Annotated in this window: 19 protein-coding genes; 9 read left to right on the top strand and 10 right to left on the bottom strand. The window is 57.9% G+C overall.

Annotated features, from left to right (window positions below):
• Positions 1 to 289 precede the first annotated feature (289 nt).
• From gshA to CJF39_RS15910, 3 genes are all read right to left on the bottom strand, one after another.
• A complete protein-coding gene (gene gshA, locus CJF39_RS15920) occupies positions 290 to 1,873 on the bottom strand; it encodes a glutamate--cysteine ligase (protein ID WP_094994281.1) in 1,584 nt (527 codons plus the stop codon).
• Positions 1,874 to 2,071: 198 nt separating this feature from the next.
• Positions 2,072 to 2,455 (bottom strand): PaaI family thioesterase, encoded by a 384-nt coding sequence (locus CJF39_RS15915; RefSeq protein WP_094994280.1) that lies wholly within the window; start codon positions 2,453 to 2,455, stop codon positions 2,072 to 2,074.
• Positions 2,455 to 4,776 (bottom strand): Tex family protein, encoded by a 2,322-nt coding sequence (locus tag CJF39_RS15910; protein ID WP_094994333.1) that lies wholly within the window; start codon positions 4,774 to 4,776, stop codon positions 2,455 to 2,457. The genes CJF39_RS15915 and CJF39_RS15910 overlap by 1 nt, the downstream gene beginning before the upstream one ends.
• 359 nt (positions 4,777 to 5,135) lie before the next feature.
• Between CJF39_RS15910 and ompR the strand changes: the two genes are divergently transcribed.
• A complete protein-coding gene (gene ompR, locus CJF39_RS15905) occupies positions 5,136 to 5,876 on the top strand; it encodes an osmolarity response regulator transcription factor OmpR (protein WP_047272927.1) in 741 nt (246 codons plus the stop codon).
• 111 nt (positions 5,877 to 5,987) lie between these two features.
• Positions 5,988 to 7,301 (top strand): ATP-binding protein, encoded by a 1,314-nt coding sequence (locus CJF39_RS15900; protein WP_094994279.1) that lies wholly within the window; start codon positions 5,988 to 5,990, stop codon positions 7,299 to 7,301.
• Positions 7,302 to 7,372: 71 nt separating this feature from the next.
• On the opposite strand, the gene rimK is transcribed toward CJF39_RS15900, so the two are convergent.
• The 3 genes from rimK to CJF39_RS15885 all read right to left on the bottom strand — a co-directional run bounded on the left by rimK (position 7,373) and on the right by CJF39_RS15885 (position 9,552).
• The gene (rimK, locus tag CJF39_RS15895; protein ID WP_047272929.1) at positions 7,373 to 8,278 is read right to left on the bottom strand and encodes a 30S ribosomal protein S6--L-glutamate ligase; all 906 of its coding nucleotides are present in this window, start codon (positions 8,276 to 8,278) and stop codon (positions 7,373 to 7,375) included.
• A complete protein-coding gene (locus CJF39_RS15890) occupies positions 8,275 to 8,697 on the bottom strand; it encodes an ATP-dependent zinc protease (RefSeq protein ID WP_249275376.1) in 423 nt (140 codons plus the stop codon). The genes rimK and CJF39_RS15890 overlap by 4 nt, the downstream gene beginning before the upstream one ends.
• Before the next feature lie 75 nt (positions 8,698 to 8,772).
• A complete protein-coding gene (locus CJF39_RS15885; RefSeq protein WP_094994277.1) occupies positions 8,773 to 9,552 on the bottom strand; it encodes an EAL domain-containing protein in 780 nt (259 codons plus the stop codon).
• Between the two features lie 116 nt (positions 9,553 to 9,668).
• Between CJF39_RS15885 and CJF39_RS15880 the strand changes: the two genes are divergently transcribed.
• Positions 9,669 to 10,076, top strand: a complete 408-nt coding sequence (locus CJF39_RS15880; protein ID WP_094994276.1) for an RNA-binding S4 domain-containing protein — start codon at positions 9,669 to 9,671, stop codon at positions 10,074 to 10,076.
• Positions 10,077 to 10,110: 34 nt separating this feature from the next.
• Here CJF39_RS15880 and CJF39_RS15875 read toward each other — a convergent pair whose 3' ends face one another.
• Positions 10,111 to 10,908: a phosphatase PAP2 family protein gene (locus tag CJF39_RS15875; protein WP_094994275.1), complete on the bottom strand. Its 798-nt coding sequence runs from the start codon at positions 10,906 to 10,908 to the stop codon at positions 10,111 to 10,113.
• 101 nt (positions 10,909 to 11,009) lie between these two features.
• Between CJF39_RS15875 and hslO the strand changes: the two genes are divergently transcribed.
• A complete protein-coding gene (gene hslO / locus CJF39_RS15870) occupies positions 11,010 to 11,912 on the top strand; it encodes an Hsp33 family molecular chaperone HslO (protein WP_094994274.1) in 903 nt (300 codons plus the stop codon).
• 179 nt (positions 11,913 to 12,091) lie between these two features.
• Positions 12,092 to 13,633, top strand: coding sequence for a phosphoenolpyruvate carboxykinase (locus CJF39_RS15860; RefSeq protein ID WP_094994272.1), 1,542 nt, complete (start codon positions 12,092 to 12,094; stop codon positions 13,631 to 13,633).
• A 66-nt stretch (positions 13,634 to 13,699) separates the two neighbouring features.
• Here the strand turns inward: CJF39_RS15860 and CJF39_RS15855 are convergent, their stop codons facing one another.
• Positions 13,700 to 14,050, bottom strand: coding sequence for a DUF1493 family protein (locus tag CJF39_RS15855; protein WP_094994271.1), 351 nt, complete (start codon positions 14,048 to 14,050; stop codon positions 13,700 to 13,702).
• A 433-nt stretch (positions 14,051 to 14,483) separates the two neighbouring features.
• Between CJF39_RS15855 and CJF39_RS15850 the strand changes: the two genes are divergently transcribed.
• Positions 14,484 to 16,421, top strand: a complete 1,938-nt coding sequence (locus CJF39_RS15850; protein WP_094994270.1) for a RecQ family ATP-dependent DNA helicase — start codon at positions 14,484 to 14,486, stop codon at positions 16,419 to 16,421.
• 64 nt (positions 16,422 to 16,485) lie between these two features.
• Here CJF39_RS15850 and CJF39_RS15845 read toward each other — a convergent pair whose 3' ends face one another.
• Both CJF39_RS15845 and CJF39_RS15840 read right to left on the bottom strand, forming a co-directional pair.
• Positions 16,486 to 17,616 (bottom strand): hypothetical protein, encoded by a 1,131-nt coding sequence (locus CJF39_RS15845; RefSeq protein ID WP_094994269.1) that lies wholly within the window; start codon positions 17,614 to 17,616, stop codon positions 16,486 to 16,488.
• 121 nt (positions 17,617 to 17,737) lie between these two features.
• Positions 17,738 to 19,102, bottom strand: a complete 1,365-nt coding sequence (locus CJF39_RS15840; protein WP_094994268.1) for a formimidoylglutamate deiminase — start codon at positions 19,100 to 19,102, stop codon at positions 17,738 to 17,740.
• A 101-nt stretch (positions 19,103 to 19,203) separates the two neighbouring features.
• Between CJF39_RS15840 and hutC the strand changes: the two genes are divergently transcribed.
• The 3 genes from hutC to CJF39_RS23720 all read left to right on the top strand — a co-directional run.
• A complete protein-coding gene (gene hutC / locus CJF39_RS15835) occupies positions 19,204 to 19,959 on the top strand; it encodes a histidine utilization repressor (protein ID WP_170046893.1) in 756 nt (251 codons plus the stop codon).
• Entirely contained in the window at positions 19,956 to 20,534 is a 579-nt protein-coding gene (locus CJF39_RS15830; protein WP_094994266.1) for a HutD/Ves family protein, read from the top strand. The genes hutC and CJF39_RS15830 overlap by 4 nt, the downstream gene beginning before the upstream one ends.
• A gap of 273 nt (positions 20,535 to 20,807) precedes the next feature.
• Positions 20,808 to 20,922, top strand: a 115-nt coding sequence (locus CJF39_RS23720; protein WP_432760248.1) for a hypothetical protein, incomplete at its 3' end; no start/stop codon positions are given.

The raw sequence follows: 20,922 nt of genomic DNA, 5'->3' as shown, positions 1-20,922 counted from the left end.
CGGCAGGTCCGAAGACCTCCCGCGCACAGCCGTCATAAGATGAAGACTGACGCACAAAAAACGCCAACTCCCCGAAGGGTACATGGCGCTAAGGCGCGTAATTGTTACTCGGGTTTCCAGGCCCGGCCACTGTTTATTTCAGCGGCGGTGTACGGTACGCCTGCACTCAACTCCCCGAAGCCATCCGTTGCCGCAGTTCGTGTAGGAGGCGGCACCTTTGCGTGCGCGCCTCTGACACGGCGAAACCTGAACGTCTTCGGGGTTTGGCTAACGGGCTGCCTGTCATCACTCAGTTACTGATCGCCAAAATACTCGCCTGATACGACGCCACAAACAGGTCGAAATCACCCTCTTCGGTGTTTTCAATTTCCATTTGGTCGTTGATCGATTTACGGGCTTTTTCTTCGAAAGCGGCCTGGTCTTCAGGGCTGAGGGCCTGGCTGCGGAAGTATTCAGCGTGGGTAATGCTTTGGCGCATGGAGAACTGAGCGAAGCTTTCTTTGTGTTCGGCCATGCTGGCCAGCACTTTGGCCGACGGGGTCAGGGACACGTCCTTGATTTTCGCCAGTTGCTCATCCAGTGCCTTGCTGTGCGCATCGTCACCCTTGCTTTGATCCAGCAACGCGGCCAGTGGTGCGATTTGTTCCAGCAGTTCGGCTGCCCATTCCTTCATGTCCACCGGTTGACCGTCACGCTGCAATTGCAGGCCCGGGCGGCGACCTTCTTTGACGACGCTGAGGAAGTTGGAGGTGCAACTGCCGCACTCCGCGCTGTCGAACTGCGGGCTTTCTTGCAGGGCGCAGTACAGCAGGAAGGCATCCAGGAAGCGGGCTTCGGGCAGGTCAATGCCCACGGGCAGGAACGGGTTGATGTCCAGCAAACGCACTTCAACGTACTGCACGCCACGGGACATGAGCGCTTGAATCGGACGCTCGCCGCTGTAGGTCACGCGCTTGGGGCGGATGTTGGAGTAGTACTCGTTTTCGATTTGCAGGATGTTGGTGTTCAGTTGCACCCACTCGCCGTCCTGGTGCGTGCCGATTTCGACATACGGCGCGTAGGGCGTTGCCACGGCTTTACGCAGGCTGTCGGTGTAACTGTTGAGGTCGTTGTAGCACGGCGTCAGGCCCGCCTGAGCGTTGCTCTGGTAACCGAGGTCGCTCATGCGCAGGCTGGTGGCGTACGGCAGGTAAAGCGTGTCGGGGTCCAGTTGTTCGAGCTGGTGAGCCCGGCCGCGCAAAAAGCCTGCGTCCAGCGCAGGCGAGGCGCCAAACAGGTACATCAGCAGCCAGCTGTAACGGCGGAAGTTACGGATCAGCGCGATGTAGGCGCTCGACTGGTAATCGCGGTCTGTGCCCACAAAGCCGTCTGCCGCTTTCAGCACAGGCCAAAGGGCTTCAGGCAACGAGAAGTTGTAGTGAATGCCGGCAATGCACTGCATGGTTTTGCCGTAACGCAGGGCCAGGCCTTTGCGATACACGTACTTGAGCTGTCCGATGTTGGACGTGCCGTAGTAGGCAATCGGAATATCCGCTTCGGCCGGCAACGGGCACGGCATTGAAGGGCTCCACAGGTACTCGTTGTTGAGTTTGCTGTAGGCAAAACGGTGGATCTTGTCGAGGCTGGCCAGCGTCTCAGCCGGGTCGGCCAGGGCCGGGGTGATGAACTCCAGCAGCGACTCGGAATAGTCGGTGGTGATTTGATCGTTGGTCAGGGCCGACCCCAGTTCTTCGGGGTGCGGCGTCTGGGCCAGGCGGGCATCGCCGGTGACGCGCAAACATTCGCGCTCGATCCCGTGCAGACACTGCTCCAGCAGAGTGAGGTTAGCGCGCTCGCTGAGCAGAGCCAGGCGGCGGTTGAGAAGTTGGCTCAAGTTGGATTCCTTCACGCGTCAGTCGCCCCAATATGGGGGTGGTCAGGACGGTCTACAAGGGTGAAGTTGAAGCCGGCGTGGTCGCCTGACTTTTAAAAGAAGTGCTCAGCCCCGTCCCTGTGTCGGTCCCAGGCGCTCCAGGCGCATTTCGGCACCGCGTATGCAGTGCCGAAATTAACCTAAATCGACGGGTGACCGCTACAGGACAGCGAACGTGCCTTGCGCTTTTGCGACCCGCTTTTCGCCCTGCCAGACGTCAGCTTCAACGACCAGCGTGCGGCGACCGGGGTGGATGACCTTGGCGATACACAGCACTTCGCCTTCGGACACCGCCCGGATGTAGTTGATCTTGCATTCCAGGGTGGCGCTTTGCTGATCGAAGCCATGGGTACTGGAACAGGCCAGCCCCATGCTGATGTCGACCAGGCTGAACAGCACCCCGCCATGCAGTTTGCCGCCCCGGTTGCGCAGGTGCGGCTCAAGGCTCAGGGCGACGTGGGCCGCGCCTTCATCAAGTTGCACCACGCGACAGCCGATCAGTTCACTGAACGCGCTTTGGGTCAGCCCGGCCGGGATGTCCATTAGCGCTTCTTCAGTTGCTTGGCATTGGCGAACAGCGATGCCATGGCGTTGTTGGCAGGGGCCGCGGCCACGGTTTCCTTGCGCGGTGCGGTGTTTTGCTGGCGCCCCGAAGCGCCCGGACGTGCGCCGCGCGCCCCGTCAATTTTCTCGCCGGGTGTGTCGCTCATGCGCATCGACAGGCCCACCCGCTTACGGGGGATGTCGACTTCCATCACCTTGACCTTGACCACGTCACCGGCTTTGACTGCTTCACGCGGGTCTTTGATGAATTTCTCGGACAGCGCCGAAATATGCACCAGACCGTCCTGATGCACACCGATATCGACGAACGCACCGAAGTTGGTCACGTTGGTGACGACACCTTCCAGAATCATCCCCAGTTGCAAGTCTTTGAGGTCTTCGACGCCTTCCTGGAACTCGGCGGTCTTGAACTCGGGACGCGGATCCCGGCCCGGCTTTTCCAGCTCTTGCAGAATGTCGGTGACCGTCGGCAAACCGAAGGTTTCATCGGTGAATTTCTTCGGATCGAGACGCTTGAGAAAGCTCGCATCACCAATCAGTGAACGAATGTCGCGTTCGGTGTCGGACGCAATGCGCTTGACCAGCGGGTAGGCTTCGGGGTGAACCGCCGAGCCGTCCAACGGGTTGTCGCCGTTCATGACGCGTAAGAAACCGGCGGCTTGTTCAAAGGTTTTTTCACCCAGACGGCTGACTTTTTTCAGCGCCGCGCGGGTTTTGAAGGCACCGTTTTCATCGCGATGGTTCACGATATTTTGCGCCAGCGTGGCGTTGAGGCCGGAGATCCGGGCCAGCAGCGCCACCGAGGCGGTGTTTACGTCCACCCCCACGGCGTTTACGCAGTCTTCCACAACGGCGTCCAGACCCCGCGCCAGCTTGAGCTGCGACACGTCGTGCTGGTATTGGCCGACCCCAATGGATTTGGGGTCGATTTTGACCAGCTCGGCCAGCGGATCTTGCAGGCGGCGCGCAATCGAAACAGCGCCACGGATCGACACGTCCAGGTCCGGGAATTCTTTGGCTGCCAACTCCGATGCCGAGTACACCGAGGCCCCGGCTTCAGACACCATGACTTTGGTGACTTTCAGTGCAGGGTATTTTTTGATCAGGTCGATGATCAGCTTGTCGCTCTCGCGGCTCGCGGTTCCGTTGCCGATGGCGATCAGTTCGACCGCGTGTTTGGCACACAGGGCAGCCAGGATCGAGATGGTTTGATCCCACTTGTTGTGCGGCACGTGCGGGTACACGGTGGCGTGTTCCAGCAGTTTGCCGGTGGCATCGACCACGGCAATTTTGCAGCCGGTGCGCAGGCCCGGGTCCAGGCCAAGGGTAGCGCGCGGGCCAGCAGGCGCGGCCAGCAGCAAGTCGTGCAGGTTGTGCGCAAACACGTTGATGGCTTCGGTTTCTGCGGCGTCGCGCAGTTCACCCAGCAGATCGGTTTCAAGGTGTGTATAGAGCTTGACCTTCCACGTCCAGCGCACCACTTCGCCCAGCCATTTGTCAGCCGGACGGTTCTGGTTTTGCAGGCCGAAACGTTCGGCAATCATCATCTCGCCGGGGTGCATCGTGCCGGGCAATTCTTCTCCCACTTTGAGCGACGCGCTGAGGATGCCTTCATTGCGCCCGCGGAAAATGGCCAGCGCCCGGTGCGACGGCATGCTTTTGAGTGGCTCGTCGTGCTCGAAGTAATCGCGGAACTTGGCGCCTTCCTCTTCTTTGCCTGCGATGACGCGGGCGCTGAGGGTGGCTTCCTGCTTGAGAAAACTGCGCAGTTTGTCCAACAGGGTGGCGTCTTCGGCGAAACGCTCCATCAGGATGTATTTGGCGCCGTCGAGGGCGGCTTTGACGTCGGCCACGCCTTTTTCGGCGTCGACAAAACGGGCGGCTTCTGTTTCGGGGTTCAGGTTCGGATCATTGAACAGGCCGTCAGCCAGTTCACCGAGGCCGGCTTCGAGGGCGATCTGGCCTTTGGTGCGGCGCTTTTGCTTGTAGGGGAGGTACAAGTCTTCAAGGCGGGTTTTGGTATCTGCGAGTTTGATATCGCGCGCCAGTTCTGGCGTCAACTTGCCTTGTTCTTCGATGCTGGCGAGGATACTGATGCGCCGTTCGTCGAGTTCTCGCAGGTAGCGCAGGCGTTCTTCCAGATGACGAAGTTGGGTGTCATCCAGGCTGCCGGTCACTTCCTTACGGTAACGGGAGATGAAGGGTACGGTGGAGCCTTCATCCAGAAGTGCGACGGCCGCTTCGACCTGCTGCGGGCGCACGCCAAGTTCTTCGGCGATGCGGCTGTTGATGCTGTCCATAAAACCACCTGACAAATTGTGATGCAGGCTCGAAGGCCCGGGCTTGAAGGCTTGCGAGGCTGGTTGAGCGGCTTTAAAAAGCGCCGCTACCTGGGCCAAAAGGGCAGCCTGTTGACCCGTGAAGTCTGCACATTGCGGCACGCACTGAAAAAAATAATTGCGCCGCAGCGGTTGAAAATTCGAGGTTGCCTGACACAAAAGGCGGCGCATTATAACCAGCGTTCCCGTATTCAGGGCACTGCGTGCAGCGTGCGCCTTGATCTGTGTACTGGCTGTGAAGGAAAAATCTGCTAACAATGCACACGATGCGTATAACAGCAGCTACGCCATAATGCGCGCCGAGATCATAGGAGCATCTAATGAGCAGCACTGCACACACTGCTGAAGGCGAAAAAATTCTTATCGTGGACGACGACCCGGGCCTGAGCAGCCTGCTGGAACGTTTTTTCACCAGCAAAGGCTATCGTGCCCGCGCGGTACCAAACGTCGAGCAAATGGACCGTTTGTTGGCCCGCGAGGTGTTTAACCTTGTTGTATTGGACCTGATGCTTCCAGGCGAAGACGGTCTGTCCGCCTGCCGCCGTTTGCGCGCTGCGAACAATCGCGTGCCAATCATCATGCTCACGGCCAAGGGCGATGAACTTAGCCGTATCAAGGGCCTTGAACTGGGGGCCGACGATTATCTGGCCAAGCCATTCAACCCCGATGAACTGATGGCACGGGTCAAAGCGGTGTTGCGTCGCCAGTCCGCGCCCGTGCCGGGCGCGCCGGGCAGCGAAGACGAAAGCGTCACGTTCGGTGATTACGAGTTGTCACTGGCGACCCGCGAACTGAAACGCGGTGATGAAGTTCACATGCTGACCACCGGTGAATTTGCGGTGCTTAAAGCGCTGGTCATGCATGCTCGCGAGCCGTTGACGCGCGACAAGCTGATGAATCTGGCGCGTGGCCGTGAATGGGATGCGTTGGAGCGTTCAATCGATGTTCAGATTTCCCGTCTGCGTCGCATGATTGAGCCGGATCCTTCCAAGCCGCGTTATATCCAGACAGTCTGGGGCGTGGGCTATGTGTTTGTACCCGACGGCAACGCCACCAAGTGATGGATCATTTGTAGGAGCGGGTCACACAGGTTGTTCACTACCTGAGTGGCCCGCAATTCCATTTCTGCGAATATCCCTGCGCGCTCCTGCAAACTGCAAAAGCATCAATCTATGAAAACCCCTCTCTGGTTTCCCCAAAGTTTCTTCTCGCGCACCCTCTGGCTGGTACTGATCGTCGTTCTATTCTCCAAGGCACTGACATTGGTGTACTTGTTGATGAATGAAGATGTCCTGGTTGATCGTCAGTACAGCCACGGCGTTGCCCTCACGCTACGTGCCTATTGGGCGGCCGATGAAGAAAATCGCGAAAAAATTGCCGATGCTGCCGGGTTGATCCGGGTGGTGGGTGGCGGTGTGCCCGAGGGGGAGCAGCATTGGCCGTACAGCGGCGCTTACCAACGTCAGATGCAAGCCGAACTCGGGGCTGATACCGAGGTTCGTTTACGTGTGCATTCCCCGCCCGCCTTATGGGTTCGAGCGCCGAGCCTGGGGGATGGCTGGCTGAAAGTGCCGCTCTACCCGCACCCGCTGCGCGGGCAAAAGATATGGAGCGTGTTGGGCTGGTTTTTGGCCATTGGCTTGCTCTCCACTGCGTCGGCGTGGATTTTCGTCAGCCAGCTTAATCAACCGCTCAAGCGCCTGGTGTATGCCGCGCGTCAACTGGGTCAGGGACGTAGCGTGCGGTTGCCGATCAGTGACACGCCGAGTGAGATGACGGAGGTTTACAGTGCTTTCAACCAGATGGCCGAAGACGTGGAGCAGGCGGGTCGCGAGCGAGAGTTGATGCTGGCAGGTGTTTCCCATGATTTGCGTACACCGTTGACGCGTTTGCGGTTGTCGCTGGAATTGATGGGCAACCACAACGACCTGACGGATGACATGGTGCGCGATATCGAAGACATGGACGCGATCCTTGATCAGTTCCTGGCTTTTATTCGCGATGGCCGTGACGAACTGGTCGAAGAGGTGGACTTGTGCGAGCTGGTGCGTGAGGTCGTGGCACCTTACAACCAGAACGAAGAACGGGTTCGTTTGCGTCTGCAACCGATTCAGCCGTTCCCGCTGCGCCGGGTATCGATGAAGCGCCTGCTCAATAACTTGATCGGCAACGCATTGCATCATGCGGGTGAAGATGTGGAAGTGGCTGCCTATGTGTCGGGCGATGTGAGTGCGCCGTATGTGGTGCTCAGCGTGATGGACCGCGGCGCAGGCATCGACCCTTGCGAACTGGAAGACATCTTCAACCCGTTCATTCGTGGCGATCGGGCACGCGGCGGGAAGGGGACCGGACTCGGGTTGGCCATCGTCAAGCGCATCGCCTCAATGCATGGCGGCAATGTCGAGTTACGCAACCGTTCAGGGGGTGGGCTTGAAGCACGCGTCAGATTGCCGTTGGGGCTGATGCTGCCCCGAGGCGCGGTGTAAATACGCGACGAAGGACGCGCGAGGCTGTCGGTGGACGCAGCCTCGCGTTGTTTCTTCAGAGGCTACGGGCGTCAGCCTTTGCCTTTGGTTCTTGTCAGGTTCGGCCCGCTGTTTTTCTCCAGATGTTCAATGATGATCCCTGCCACGTTTTTGCCCGTGGTGGTTTCGATGCCTTCCAGACCCGGTGAGGAGTTGACCTCCAGCACCAACGGGCCGTGATTGGAGCGCAGGATGTCCACGCCCGCCACGCTCAACCCCATCACCTTGGCAGCCCGAATGGCGGTCATGCGTTCTTCCGGGGTAATCTTGATTAGGCTGGCGCTGCCGCCACGGTGCAGGTTGGAGCGGAACTCACCCGGCTTGGCCTGGCGTTTCATCGCTGCAATCACCTTGTCACCCACCACGAAGCAGCGAATATCGGCGCCACCGGCTTCCTTGATGTATTCCTGCACCATGATGTTTTGTTTGAGGCCCATGAAGGCTTCGATCACGGATTCTGCCGCCGTAGCGGTTTCGCACAGGACAACGCCGATGCCTTGTGTGCCTTCCAGCACCTTGATCACCAAGGGGGCGCCATTGACCATTTCGATCAGGTCGGGGATGTCATCCGGTGAGTGCGCAAAACCCGTCACCGGCAACCCCAGCCCACGCCGCGACAGCAATTGCAGGGAGCGCAGTTTGTCCCGCGAGCGGGCGATGGCCACCGATTCGTTCAGCGGGAAAACCCCCATCATTTCGAACTGACGCAACACCGCGCAGCCGTAAAACGTGACCGAGGCGCCAATGCGCGGAATCACGGCATCGAAGCCTTCCAGCGGCTTGCCCCGGTAGTGGATCTGCGGCTTGTGGCTGGCGATGTTCATATAGGCACGCAGGGTATCGATCACCACCATTTCGTGGCCTCGTTCTGTCCCGGCTTCAACCAGGCGACGAGTGGAATACAGACGCGGGTTACGCGACAGCACAGCGATCTTCATGCAGCACCTGTGGCAGAAAGGGTAGTGACCGGAAAAACCGGTTTGTCTTGAACGTATTTGAGGCCCGGATTAACGACCAATTGGCCATCGATCAGGGCTTTCGAGCCGAGCAGCAAACGGTAACGCATGGACTTGCGGCAAGCGAGGGTGAACTCCACCGGCCAGACCCGATCACCCAGCGCGAGGCTGGTGCGGATCACATAGCGCACTTGCGTATGCCCGTTCGAGCTTTTAATAGTTTTTATCGCCACCAACGGGGCTTCGCAACGGCGGTGACGCAGTTGCACCCGCGTGCCCAAATGCGCGTTGAAACGCACCCACTCGACACCGTCGCGCACAAAAGGCTCGATTTCAGTGGCGTGCAGGCTGGAAGTACTAGCACCGGTGTCGATTTTGGCGCGCAAGCCTGCGACTCCCAAATCGGGAAGCGCCACCCACTCGCGCAGACCGACAACGGTCAGATGATCAAATGTCTTCAATATGAGTAACCGCGATTAACGTATCCAGGCCGCAGGACGAACCTCGGCCAACGCTTGGAATGCAGGTCGGGCGAACCAGTAACCCTGCATCAAAAATATTCCACAATCGGCCAGGAAATCCCTCTCGCCAGCGCTTTCGATGCCTTCGGCTATGACTGTAACGTTCAATTCAGAACACATCATGACAACGCCGCGCACAATGGCCTGACGCGCACGGTCCTGATCGACATCGCGGATGAGTGCCATGTCGAGCTTGATCAGGTCAGGTTGAAAATCCGCCAATAAATTGAGCCCCGAATAGCCGGCTCCGAAGTCGTCGATCGCTGTCTTGAAACCGAATTCGCGGTATTCACGCAGAATATGGGTCAAATGGCGATAGTTATCTATGTGTTCGCTTTCCAGCGTTTCGAAAATCAGCTTGTCGAGCGGGAAATCATGGGCTTTGGCGGCCTCCAGGGTGCTGCGAATGCACAGTTCTGGCCGATAGACCGCGTTGGGCATGAAATTGATTGATAGATGTTGCTGCATGCCCAGCGTGGCCGCACCCTTGATCGCGCGGGTGCGACACGCCTGGTCGAAGCGGTAACGATTGGTGTCATTAACTTGCTGCAATACCTCGAACGCGCCTTCACCGGACGGGCCTCGGACCAGTGCCTCGTGAGCAAACACCGATTGATCGCGCAGGTCCACGATCGGTTGGTAGGCAAACTGAAAATCGAACCCCAGCGGCGTGGCTTGCCGGCAAGCGTCGCAGCGGCTTTTGGCGCCCGTCAGGGAATCGGGGAAAAACGTCATGGGACATAACCTCGCCAAAGGCGCTGAGAGGAGCGGCATTCTAGCCGGGTGCCAGATTCATCTATTCGTTAGAAACGGTAGTACAGTTCTGACCCTGCCAAAGAAGAGGAATTCCAATGGCTCAGAAGCAAGAAGAAGACGATAAGGTCCGTTTGGACAAATGGTTGTGGGCGGCGCGTTTTTTCAAAACCCGGGCACTGGCCAAGGCGGCCATTGAAAGTGGCAAAGTCCATTGTCGAGGTGAGCGCTGCAAACCCAGTAAAGAACCGCGGGTAGGCGATGAGCTGCAGATTCGTGTGGGCCTGGAAGAGCGAACGGTAGAAGTCAAAGCGCTCTCAGTCGTGCGTGGTGGCGCACCGCAAGCGCAATTGTTGTACGCCGAAACAGCGCAAAGCATCGCTAAACGCGAGCACGCTGCCGCGATGCGTAAATCCGGTGCAATGGGGATCACTACGGAAGGTAAACCGACTAAAAAACAACGGCGCCAACTGCATCAGTTTCATGATGCCAGCGGCGCCGAGTAGAGCGGCGTTTGAACCGCATGCCAACGCGGGTTGCTTAACCGCGCACGATGCTCATGCGAGACACCAGTGGCAGACGCTGCAACAGCGAAAAGATCGGCGCTGTCACGCGCAGCAGAAGATCCGACGCCCGGGCCGCGAACGGGGTGTAATAGCCCCAGCCCAACGCCAGCAAGGCCAGAAGCAAGCCGCCGATGTAGTCGTCCTGGCCCCAGTGGGCGCCGGCCACGAGCCGCGGCATCATGAACAGCAGCGTCAGGCCCCAAATCACGACTTTCTGGCCAGCGTTGCGGCTGAACACGCTCATGAACAGGCCCCAAATCAACAGCACAGAGGCGTGATCGCCCGGAAAACTCTGGCTGGAGCGGTCTTTGAGCTCCCAGGTTTTTTCCAGGCCGGGGAAGTAATCGCTCAGGTGAATGGCGTCTTCAAACACCATCGACGGGCTGTTGTGCTGCCAACCCATCGCGGCGGTGAGTTTGGAAAACAGCGCGCGGATCACCACCAGCAGCAACAGGATCGCCAGAAAACCAAACAGCGCGCGACGCACCTGAGTGGCTTCAAACACCCAATTACCTTTGATCAGCAAAGCCAGCATGATCACGCCGACAACCACATCGAAAGGGCGAAGACTTGCAACTGCCCACATGTGGAGCCATATAGGGTTATCAGCCAATGGACGATTGAGCAGATGGAACAACCAGTCGTCGAAAGTCAGGCAGAGAATTTGGCCGAATGGCCATAACCAGAAACACAAAAGCCCCAGAGCGAGTAAATTACACCCCGCTAGGGCTCCGAGGTTCCACCTTGTTTGGAACAGAGTGGGATTGTTCATGACATGCCCCCTTGGCTGGGTCTTTGCACCCGATAGGTGCTAAAAACGCGCCTTTATAAAGACTCGAACACATTTTGTCACCAATTTAGAACCCTATTCCTATGTCAGATTTACGCAAAACCGACTTCACGCAACGTTTCATTTTTGACAACAGCGACACCCGCGGCGAACTGGTTTCGCTGGATCACAGCTACGCTGAGGTCTTGGCCAAGCACGCCTACCCTGAGCCGGTTCAACAACTGCTGGGCGAGCTGATGGCTGCTGCGGCGTTGCTGGTCAGCACCTTGAAGTTCGACGGTTTGCTGAGCCTGCAAGCCCGTTCCGAAGGCGCCGTTCCGTTGCTGATGATTGAAATCACCAGCCACCATGAAATTCGCGGGCTGGCCCGATTTGACGCGGACCAGATCAAACCGGACGCGACCCTCAGCGACCTGATGCCCAACGGGGTTCTGGCCCTGACCATCGACCCGACCATCGGCAAGCGCTATCAGGGCATCGTGGACCTGAACGGCGATGATCTGTCGGCCTGTTTCACCAATTACTTCGTGATGTCGCACCAGGTGCCTACCCGTTTCTGGCTCGCGGCTGATGGAAAGCGCGCGCGTGGCATGCTCTTGCAGCAACTGCCTGCCGAAGTCATCAAAGACGAAGACGAACGTGCGGAGTGCTGGAACCGCCTGAATGCGCTGGGCGATACCCTGAAGGTTGAAGAGCTGTTGGGGCTGGATAACCAAACCATCCTGGTGCGTTTGTTCCACGAAGAAGAAGTACGCGTTTTTGTCGATGAATGCATCAAGTTCAAATGCAGTTGCTCGCGCGAGCGGTCTGGCAATGCATTGTCCAGCCTGGGTCATGATGATGCGCTTGCGCTCGTCAAAGAACATGGCGGTCATATTGAAATCGATTGCCAATTCTGTAACGAGCGCTACCTGTTCGATGCAGCAGACGTCGATCAATTGTTCGCGGGCGCCGGTGTAGAGACGCCTTCAGGCACTCACCACTAAAACGTTTCAGCGCAGGTAAAACCCCTGTCAAAGCCCGGTATAACGCGGTTCTGACAGGTGGGGCCTACTATTTTTGGGCGTTTCTGGCATAATCCGGCCCACTTTTTTCGCGGTAGTAGTGCAAAATTTTCTACTACAAAACGTTTGGCGCAATCGGCCAATGGCCGACGGGGAACCTCATGACGCAAGCTAATAACGCCGTGTACACCGATCTGAGCATCGACGATCTGGTCAAAGAAGCCCTGAGCCGTGGTGAAGGTGAGCTTGCCGACAATGGCGCACTGGTTGTTAAAACGGGCCACCGTACCGGCCGTTCGCCAGCTGACCGCTTCATCGTTGAAGAGCCTACTACTCAGGACGCCATTGCCTGGGGCCCGATCAACCGCAAGTTCCCGGCTGACAAGTTCGACGCACTGTGGGACCGCGTTGCGGCCTACCTCGGTGAGCGCGAGCGTTTCGTTTCCCACGTTCATGTAGGTTCTGACCCGGCGCACTACCTGCCCGTGAAAATGACCACCGAAACCGCTTGGCACAACCTGTTTGGTCGTTGCCTGTTCATCAACCCGGAACAATACAACCCGGCTGGCAAAGATGAGTGGCAAGTGATCAACGCACCGAACTTCGTGTGCGAGCCTGAGCGTGATGGCACCCACTCTGACGGTTGCGTGATCATCAACTTCGCGGCCAAAAAAGTATTGATCGCTGGCATGCGTTACGCCGGCGAAATGAAAAAAGCCCTGTTCTCGGTTCAGAACTTCCTGCTGCCAGCCGTTGACGTCCTGCCTATGCACTGCGCGGCCAACATGGGCGAAGACGGCGACGTGACCCTGTTCTTCGGTCTGTCCGGCACCGGTAAAACCACCTTGTCGGCTGATGAAAGCCGTTACCTGATCGGTGACGACGAACACGGTTGGGGTGTGGGCGTGGTGTTCAACATCGAAGGCGGTTGCTATGCCAAGTGCATCGACCTGTCCGAGAAAAACGAGCCGGTCATCTGGAAAGCGATCCAGCACGGCGCCGTTCTGGAAAACGTCGTACTCGACGCCAACAAAAAGCCTGACTATGCGGATGACAGCCTGACGCAGAATAGCCGCGCCGCTTACCCGCGTGAACTGATTGAAAAGCGCGCCCCGCTGAACCTGGGTGGCGAACCTAACGCCGTGATCTTCCTGACGTGTGACCTGACTGGCGTACTGCCGCCAGTGTCGATCCTCAGCGAAGAACAAGCGGCTTACCACTTCCTGTCTGGCTACACCGCACTGGTAGGCTCGACTGAAATGGGTTCGGGCAGCGGCATCAAGTCGACGTTCTCGACGTGCTTCGGCGCGCCATTCTTCCCGCGTCCTGCCGGTGAATACGCTGAGCTGCTGATCAAACGTATCCGCGGTTTCGGCTCCAAGGTTTACCTGGTCAACACCGGCTGGACCGGCGGTGGCTACGGCGTAGGCAAGCGTTTCAACATCCCGACCACCCGTGCCGTGATCGCTGCGATCCAGAGCGGCGCGCTGATCGGTGCTGAAACCGAGCACCTGGACATCATCAACCTGGACGTGCCAAAAGCCGTACCGGGCGTCGACACTGTACTGCTCAACCCGCGCAACACTTGGGCTGACAAAGCCGCGTACGACGAAGCCGCCAAAGCATTGGCTGGCCTGTTCACCGAAAACTTCAAGAAGTTCGACGTGAGCGATGCAATCAAGGCTGCCGGTCCGAAGGCGTAAACCTTCGTACCGAATGCTGATTGACCAAAAAGCCGCCTGAGAAGGCGGCTTTTTTGTACCTGTTAATCAGGCTTCAAGGCTGTCGGTATCCCAGTGCTGCGCCACAATTGCCGCGTACAGCATGCCAATCGTCAAGGGCACTTTGCTTTCGCGGCCCTTGGCACTGCGCTTGAGATGCGGGTCATGCCCCGCAGGCTGAAAGTAGCGATAGGCGTCGTAATCCTCCAGCGTCAGCCCGAAGCGCTCTTCCAGCGCCTCCATCAACTGTTGGGCGTCCCGGCCATTGCAGCCCAGATCAAGGTTGATCGACGTCTTCAGGCTGACGGTTTTGTGCTCTGGCAGACCGATTTCTTCATGCAGCAATTGCAACAGCTCACGCAAGGCGGGCGTGTCGGGGAGGTCGGTGGCGAGTTTCATGTGGTGTGTCCGTAAACCCAAGGTTGATGAAGTACAACGCAGTTACCCAGTTGTACCGGCTTGCAATCGAAAATGGCCGTGCTCGTCATAAGCGCAGTGTTCGGCTCACCGTCATTGCGGGCGAGCTTACCTTCAGCCTCGTCGGCCTGCATTCGATTTGCGCGTGCTCACATTGGCTGCCCTATATCTCTTGGACGGCAGACGGAATGCATCCAGTAAAAATGTCTACTTTTCAACATTCGACGACCCTGGATGTTCGTTGGAATAGCGGGAGTAAACCTGCCTGGCTGAAGGTCTGCCTTCGTCGATCAACACCGAACAGTTGAACTCGACCCTGTATCATTCCCTTTCAATTTCCCCTGACCTTTTCTCGATCCGTTGCGCAGCGGGCGTTAGCCTGGCGGGCTTTGCAACGGTCAATGGAGTGACAGTGATGCACAACACCCTGGAACAGGTTTTCGGTTATCCACAATTTCGTCCCGGCCAGGAGGCGGCCATCCGTGCGGTGTTGGCGGGGCGCTCAGCGGCTGCGATTTTTCCCACGGGCTCCGGGAAGTCGCTGTGCTATCAGTTGCCGGCTTTGCTGTTGCCGCACCTGACGCTGGTGGTCTCGCCGCTGCTGGCACTGATGCAGGATCAACTGGCGTTTCTCCAGCGTCACGGCATCCCGGCGGCCAGTATTGACTCGGCACAGGGCCGCGATGAGGCCAGTTCGGTGATGGCGCGGGCCAAGTCGGGGGAGTTGAAAATTTTGATGATTTCGGTTGAGCGCTTGAAAAACGAGCGCTTCCGAAATTTTCTGCAGCAAGTTCCGATTTCTTTGCTGGTGGTAGACGAGGCGCACTGTATTTCCGAATGGGGCCATAATTTCCGTCCTGACTATTTGAAGCTTCCGGACTATCAGCGCCAGTTCAATATCCCCCAAGTGTTGTTGCTTACGGCCACCGCCACGCCTGTGGTCATTGTGGACATGCAAACCAAGTTCGCGATTGCTGATGCCGATGTCGTCACCACCGGTTTTTACCGCGCTAACCTCAATCTGTGGGTCGAACCTGTCACCGGTGCTGCCAAGCGCCAGCGGTTGGTGCAGTGGATGGGTGAGCGTCAGGGCCAACCGAGTATTGTCTACGTCACCTTGCAGAAGACGGCCGAGCACATCGCTCAGCACCTGAATCAGCACGGCGTCAGCGCCAGTGCCTATCACGCCGGTTTGCCCCACGATCAGCGCGAAAGTATTCAGCGTCAGTTCATGGGCGGGCAGTTGAACTGCATCGTTGCCACCATCGCCTTTGGCATGGGCATCGACAAAAGTGACATCCGCAATGTGGTGCATTTTGACCTGCCCAAGTCGATCGAAAATTACAGCCAGGAAATCGGGCGGGCAGGGCGCGATGGCCAGGCGTCGGATTGCCTGGTGCTGGCCAACCGGGACAGCCTCAATGTGCTGGAGAACTTCGTCTATGGCGACACCCCCGAGCTGCAAGGCATTCGCACGGTACTGGAAGACGTGCGTGCGGCAATCGCGGAGGGGCAGTGGGAATTTATGCTCCTGCCCTTGTCCGATCAGAGCAATATCCGTCAGTTGCCCCTGAAAACCCTGTTGGTGCAACTGGAACTGCGTGGCCTGATTGCACCGCGCTATGCCTACTTCGCGGAGTACCGTTTCAAGTGCCTGATCGAGCCCGAGGCCTTGTTGGCCCAGTTTGAAGGCGAACGCCGGGATTTTGTGTCGGGCATCATTCAGACCTCCAGCCGCGCCCGAACCTGGTGGACGGTAAATTTCGATGCGCTGTATGAACAGCATCAGGCTGAGCGCAATCGCGTGGTCAAGGCGCTGGACTATTTTCAGGAGAAAGGCTGGATTGAGCTCGAAAGTAAGCAGATGACCGACGTTTACAGCGTGCTGGTGAACGAGGTGGACGTGGATGCGCTGAGCCTGGAGCTGCATCGCTACTTTACGGCCCATGAACGTGCAGAAATCGCGCGCATTCACGCCATGTTGGCGCTGTTTGCCAGCGACACGTGCTTGAGCTATCGCTTGGCGCAGTATTTTGGCGACTACAATGCACCGCAACGTTGCGGGCATTGTTCGGTTTGCGCCGGGCAGGTGGCGCAATTGCCTGAGCCGCCACCGCTTGCGCCGCTTGTGGATAAAAACGTTGAAGGCTTATGCGGCCCGTTTATCCACAGGCATCAGGAATACACGGGCTGTTATCCCCCGGCAGAACGGCTGACCCGCTTCTTGTGCGGTATCAACGTGCCCATGTTTACCAAGATGAAAGCCCGTGCCATTCCGGGGTTTGCCGCCCTTGAGCTGTATCCCTACGCTGAAGTTCGCGATTGGGCCGCGCGGTATGTGCAAGGGGCTTGACCCGAACCTCAGGCACACGAACGTGCCAACCCCCATCCCTGAGGGTTGGCTTCAACGCGTTACATCAAAGGATGTCTTTGTAGGTGTTGGGGCTGTACGCAAGGCTCTGCGACAAACCGGCCACTGGCTGGTAAGGCGCACCTTTAATGGCGCTGAAGGCGATGCCTTTGCTGCCCAGTGATGCGTAACGTTCGTTTTTCTCCGACTCCGTGATTTTGGTGTAGGAAGACTTATGCATCGCGGCGTATTTCGCATCGTCACTGACGATGGCTTTGTGCTGGGCTTCCAGATCCGCAGCAGACAGGTTCAAGCGCTTATCCAGCGCCACGTCCCAGCGGGTCAGGCAGGTTTCTGCGAAATGACGCACCACCATCCCTGGCGCGACCAGCACCTTGGCGCCTTTGTCACCATCAGGCGCAGCGTTGCCCACCAGCGTGGCATGGCGCCCGGCCATTGGGTAAATGTGGACGCGCGTATTGGATGCCGTTTCCGGGACCACGCAAGAAAACCCTTTGGAGCGTTCGTCACGGGCGAAAAAGCCCACGTACTCCTGAACGTTTTTACCCAGCTCAACCCGCGAATTCTGGAAGTTAAGCGGGCCCGGCACCGGGTCCACGGCGAAAATGTTGACCGCAATGTTTTTCAGCTCACTGTCGTTGAGCATGGCGTTAGCCAACATGTGGCAACTGACGGCGCCGCGACTCCAGCCCACCAGATTGACCTTGGTCGGAATCACGCCGTCCTTGCGGAAGGTTTTGATCAACTGCTCTTGCAGTTGTTGCTGGGTCACGCTGCGGTTGCCGTAATCGTATTTGCGCCACATCCATGAACCGGTAACGGTCACGTCTTCGATCGGGATACCGGCCGCTTTGAGACGGTTATATTCCGCTTCGGTGAGCTTCTCGCGTTGCCATTCGCACTTGCCTTTGAGAATGCTCAGCGCGTGCTTCACGTTCTCTTCCCAGCCGTTGCCGAACAGGCTGCCGGTCATGCCGTATTCCTTGTTTTGCACGAACATCTCATCGGCTTGCAAGTTGCCGCTGCCGGGGCCATCGACGACGATCCACTCAGCAAACTCACGACCTGTGCTGTGGGACGCCAGCGTCGAAATCAGCTCGCCATTCCAATAGTTCTCGTGGGTCGCGTCGAACTTGGTGGAGCCGGTGCCGCAGAAGTAAACAGTTACAGTAGTCACGATAAATCCTTGCGTTCATTGGAGAGAACGCAAGGTAACGATCGGAAAGCTCCTGCATCAGAAGGAGATTTGGCCGCTATGGGAATACTTTCCTTAGCTGTTTGCAGTCACTGTTGCTGGCTTACCCCAATAGCGCTTTGAGCACGCGGGTAAAGTCTTGGCTGCTTTCGATTTCATCAGCATGGTGACCCTCACGCACTACCCACTTGCCATTGACCAGCACATCACGCACCTGACGATCACCGCCTGCAAACAGCCAGCGGTTGAGGATGGCATCTTCGTGTGCCGTGGCCAGATACGGGTCGTTGCCGTCCAGCACAAGCCAATCGGCGCGTTGGCCTACCGCCAGCCCGGCAACCGGTTGCCCCATGGCTTGCGCGCCTCCAGCCAGCGCCGCGTCAAACAGCGTACGCCCCACCATGGGCTGACCGGCGCGATGCAACCGGTTACGGCGCTGGTCGCGCAAGCGCTGGCCGTACTCCAGCCAGCGAAGTTCTTCCACCACGCTCAAGGAGACGTGGCTGTCGGAACCAATCCCCAGGCGGCCGCCCTGTGCCAGATAGTTCACTGCCGGGAAAATACCGTCGCCCAGATTGGCTTCGGTGGTCAGGCACAACCCGGCAACGGCCTGGCTACGCGCCATGCGCGTCACTTCGTCAGCGTTGGCGTGGGTGGCATGCACCAGGCACCAGCGTGCATCGACCTCAACGTTGTCATACAACCACTCGATCGGACGTTTGCCGCTCCAGCTCAGGCAGTCATCCACTTCTTTCTGCTGTTCCGCGATGTGTATGTGTACCGGGCACGTGCTATTGCTGGCGCTCATGACCTCATGGATTTGCTCCGGGGTCACAGCGCGCAACGAGTGAAAACACACGCCCAGGGCTTGAGCCGGTTGCCCGGCCAGCAACGGCGCTAACTGTTGCTGCAATTTCAGGTAATGCTCTGTGCTGTTGATGAAACGCCGCTGGCCGTCATTTGGCGCTTGGCCCCCAAATCCGGCGTGTGTGTAAAGTACCGGTAGCAGCGTCAGACCTATGCCCGTAGAGCGTGCGGCCTCACTGATTCTTAACGCCAGCTCGGCCGGATTCGTGTAGGGCTTACCTGATAGGTCGTGGTGAACGTAGTGAAATTCAGCCACCGAGGTATAACCGGCCTTTAGCATCTCGATGTACAACTGGCGGGCGATGATGCCCAACTGTTCCGGGCTGATTTCGCCGACAAGGCGATACATCAAGTCGCGCCATGTCCAAAAACTGTCATTGGGGTTGCCAGCCACTTCCGCCAAACCGGCCATGGCACGCTGGAACGCATGGGAATGCAGGTTGGGCATGCCCGGCAACAATGGGCCATTCAAGCGTTCGGCACCTTGCGCGTGGGCATCAGGCTGGATTGTCGCGAGCCGGCCATCTTCACCGATCTCTATTCGGACATTGGTCGCCCAGCCTGTGGATAACAGCGCACGTTCGGCAAAGAAGACGGACATCGGTTTCGCACCCTATTGTTTGTTATTTGTATATACATATACAGACGTTTGCCTGCTCGGTAAACTCCGGCAAGCTACGCATCTTTACTCATCAACAAGGAATGCCCGTGCCGACTCCGCCTGCCGTGAACCCGCTGGCTGCCCAAATGGGCGATAGTCCGGCGCCCCTGTACGCCCGCGTTAAACAGATGATCACTCAACAAATCAAGAGTGGTAACTGGCCGCCGCATTACCGTGTGCCTTCGGAAAGCGAGCTGGTCAGCCAATTGGGCTTCAGCCGTATGACCATTAACCGCGCTTTGCGTGAAATGACAGCTGACGGCTTGCTGGTCCGCATGCAAGGGGTCGGCACATTTGTGGCCGAGCCCAAAACCCAGTCTGCACTGTTTGAAGTTCACAACATCGCTGACGAGATTGCCGCCCGTGGCCATGAGCACAGCTGCAAGGTCATCAGCCTGGGCGAAGAAGCTGCCGGCTCCGAACGTGCGGCGGTGCTGGACATGCGCGAAGGGCAAAAGGTTTTTCATTCGTTGATCGTGCATTACGAGAATGGAATTCCTGTGCAAATTGAGGACCGTTTCGTAAATGCGCTGGTAGCACCGGATTACCTCAAGCAGGACTTCACCCTGCAAACGCCTTACGCCTATCTGTCTCAAGTCGCACCGTTGACGGAGGGTGAACACGTGGTCGAAGCAATTCTGGCTGACCCGAAAGAGTGCAAGCTGCTGCAAATTGAACCCGGCGAGCCCTGCCTGCTGGTTCGTCGTCGGACCTGGTCGGGACGCCAGCCCGTGACGGCGGCCCGGCTGATTCATCCCGGCTCCCGCCATCGCCTTGAAGGACGTTTCAGTAAATGAATGCATTGAGCGTTTTACGCGCCGCTGATTACCCGCGCATGCCGTGGAAAAACGGCGGTGGCAGCACCGAAGAAATCACCCGCGATGCAGGTGAGGGGCTTGAAGGTTTTGGCTGGCGCCTGTCGATTGCTGACATTGGCGAGTCGGGCGGTTTTTCGCAGTTTGAGGGCTATCAGCGCATCATCAGCGTGCTACAAGGCGCGGGCATGAATCTGCAAGTGGACGGCGCGCGCACGCGTGCCTTGTTACCGTTCGATGCGTTTGCCTTCAGCGGCGAAAGCGCAGTGAGCTGCACCCTGATGGATGGGCCGATCCGCGATTTCAACCTGATTTACGCCCCGGATCGCTTCCGCGCCCGCCTGCAATGGCTGGCGGCTACAACGCCGCAGCGCTTTTTCACCTCGGCCCACACCGTGCTGGTATTCAGTGCCAGCGAGCAGGTCCAGGTCGGTGTCGGTAACACCCATCATGAACACCTTGGCCGTTACGATTGCCTGCAATTGAGCAATGCAGATCGGTTGCTGGAAATCACCGTCACAGGGCGCTGCTGTGTGATTGAGTTAAGTGCCGCCTGATGCATATCGCATAGCAGCGGTCTGCCGCTGCTGTGCGCTCACCTTGGGGCCCGTTTGTTACCGAATGCCTCAGAACAGCGCAAAAATTTCCTCTCGTAACATCTCTCTGCCTTCTCTCTTTCCTTCCAGAAAATCCCTCACGGTGCTCCGGACCACTATTTTCGGGGTTCTCGTCATTTTCATGGGAAGAATTCCCAAATTGGCCGCTTACTTGCATATGCTTGTATGTACAAGTACATAAGTGTGCGTCTGCCCATTGCTGAGGAGTTACCCGTGACTTCAACAACCCCTAAATCGCCAGCCGAGTCCACCCGTCACCGCGAAGGTGAAATCCGCGCCGCCCGTGGCACCCGTCTTACGGCCAAAAGCTGGATGACCGAAGCCCCGT

The organism is Pseudomonas lundensis (assembly GCF_002269125.1).
GTDB classification, from domain to species: Bacteria; Pseudomonadota; Gammaproteobacteria; order Pseudomonadales; family Pseudomonadaceae; genus Aquipseudomonas; species Aquipseudomonas lundensis_A.
This window is presented reverse-complemented; position numbering and strand designations above follow the sequence as displayed.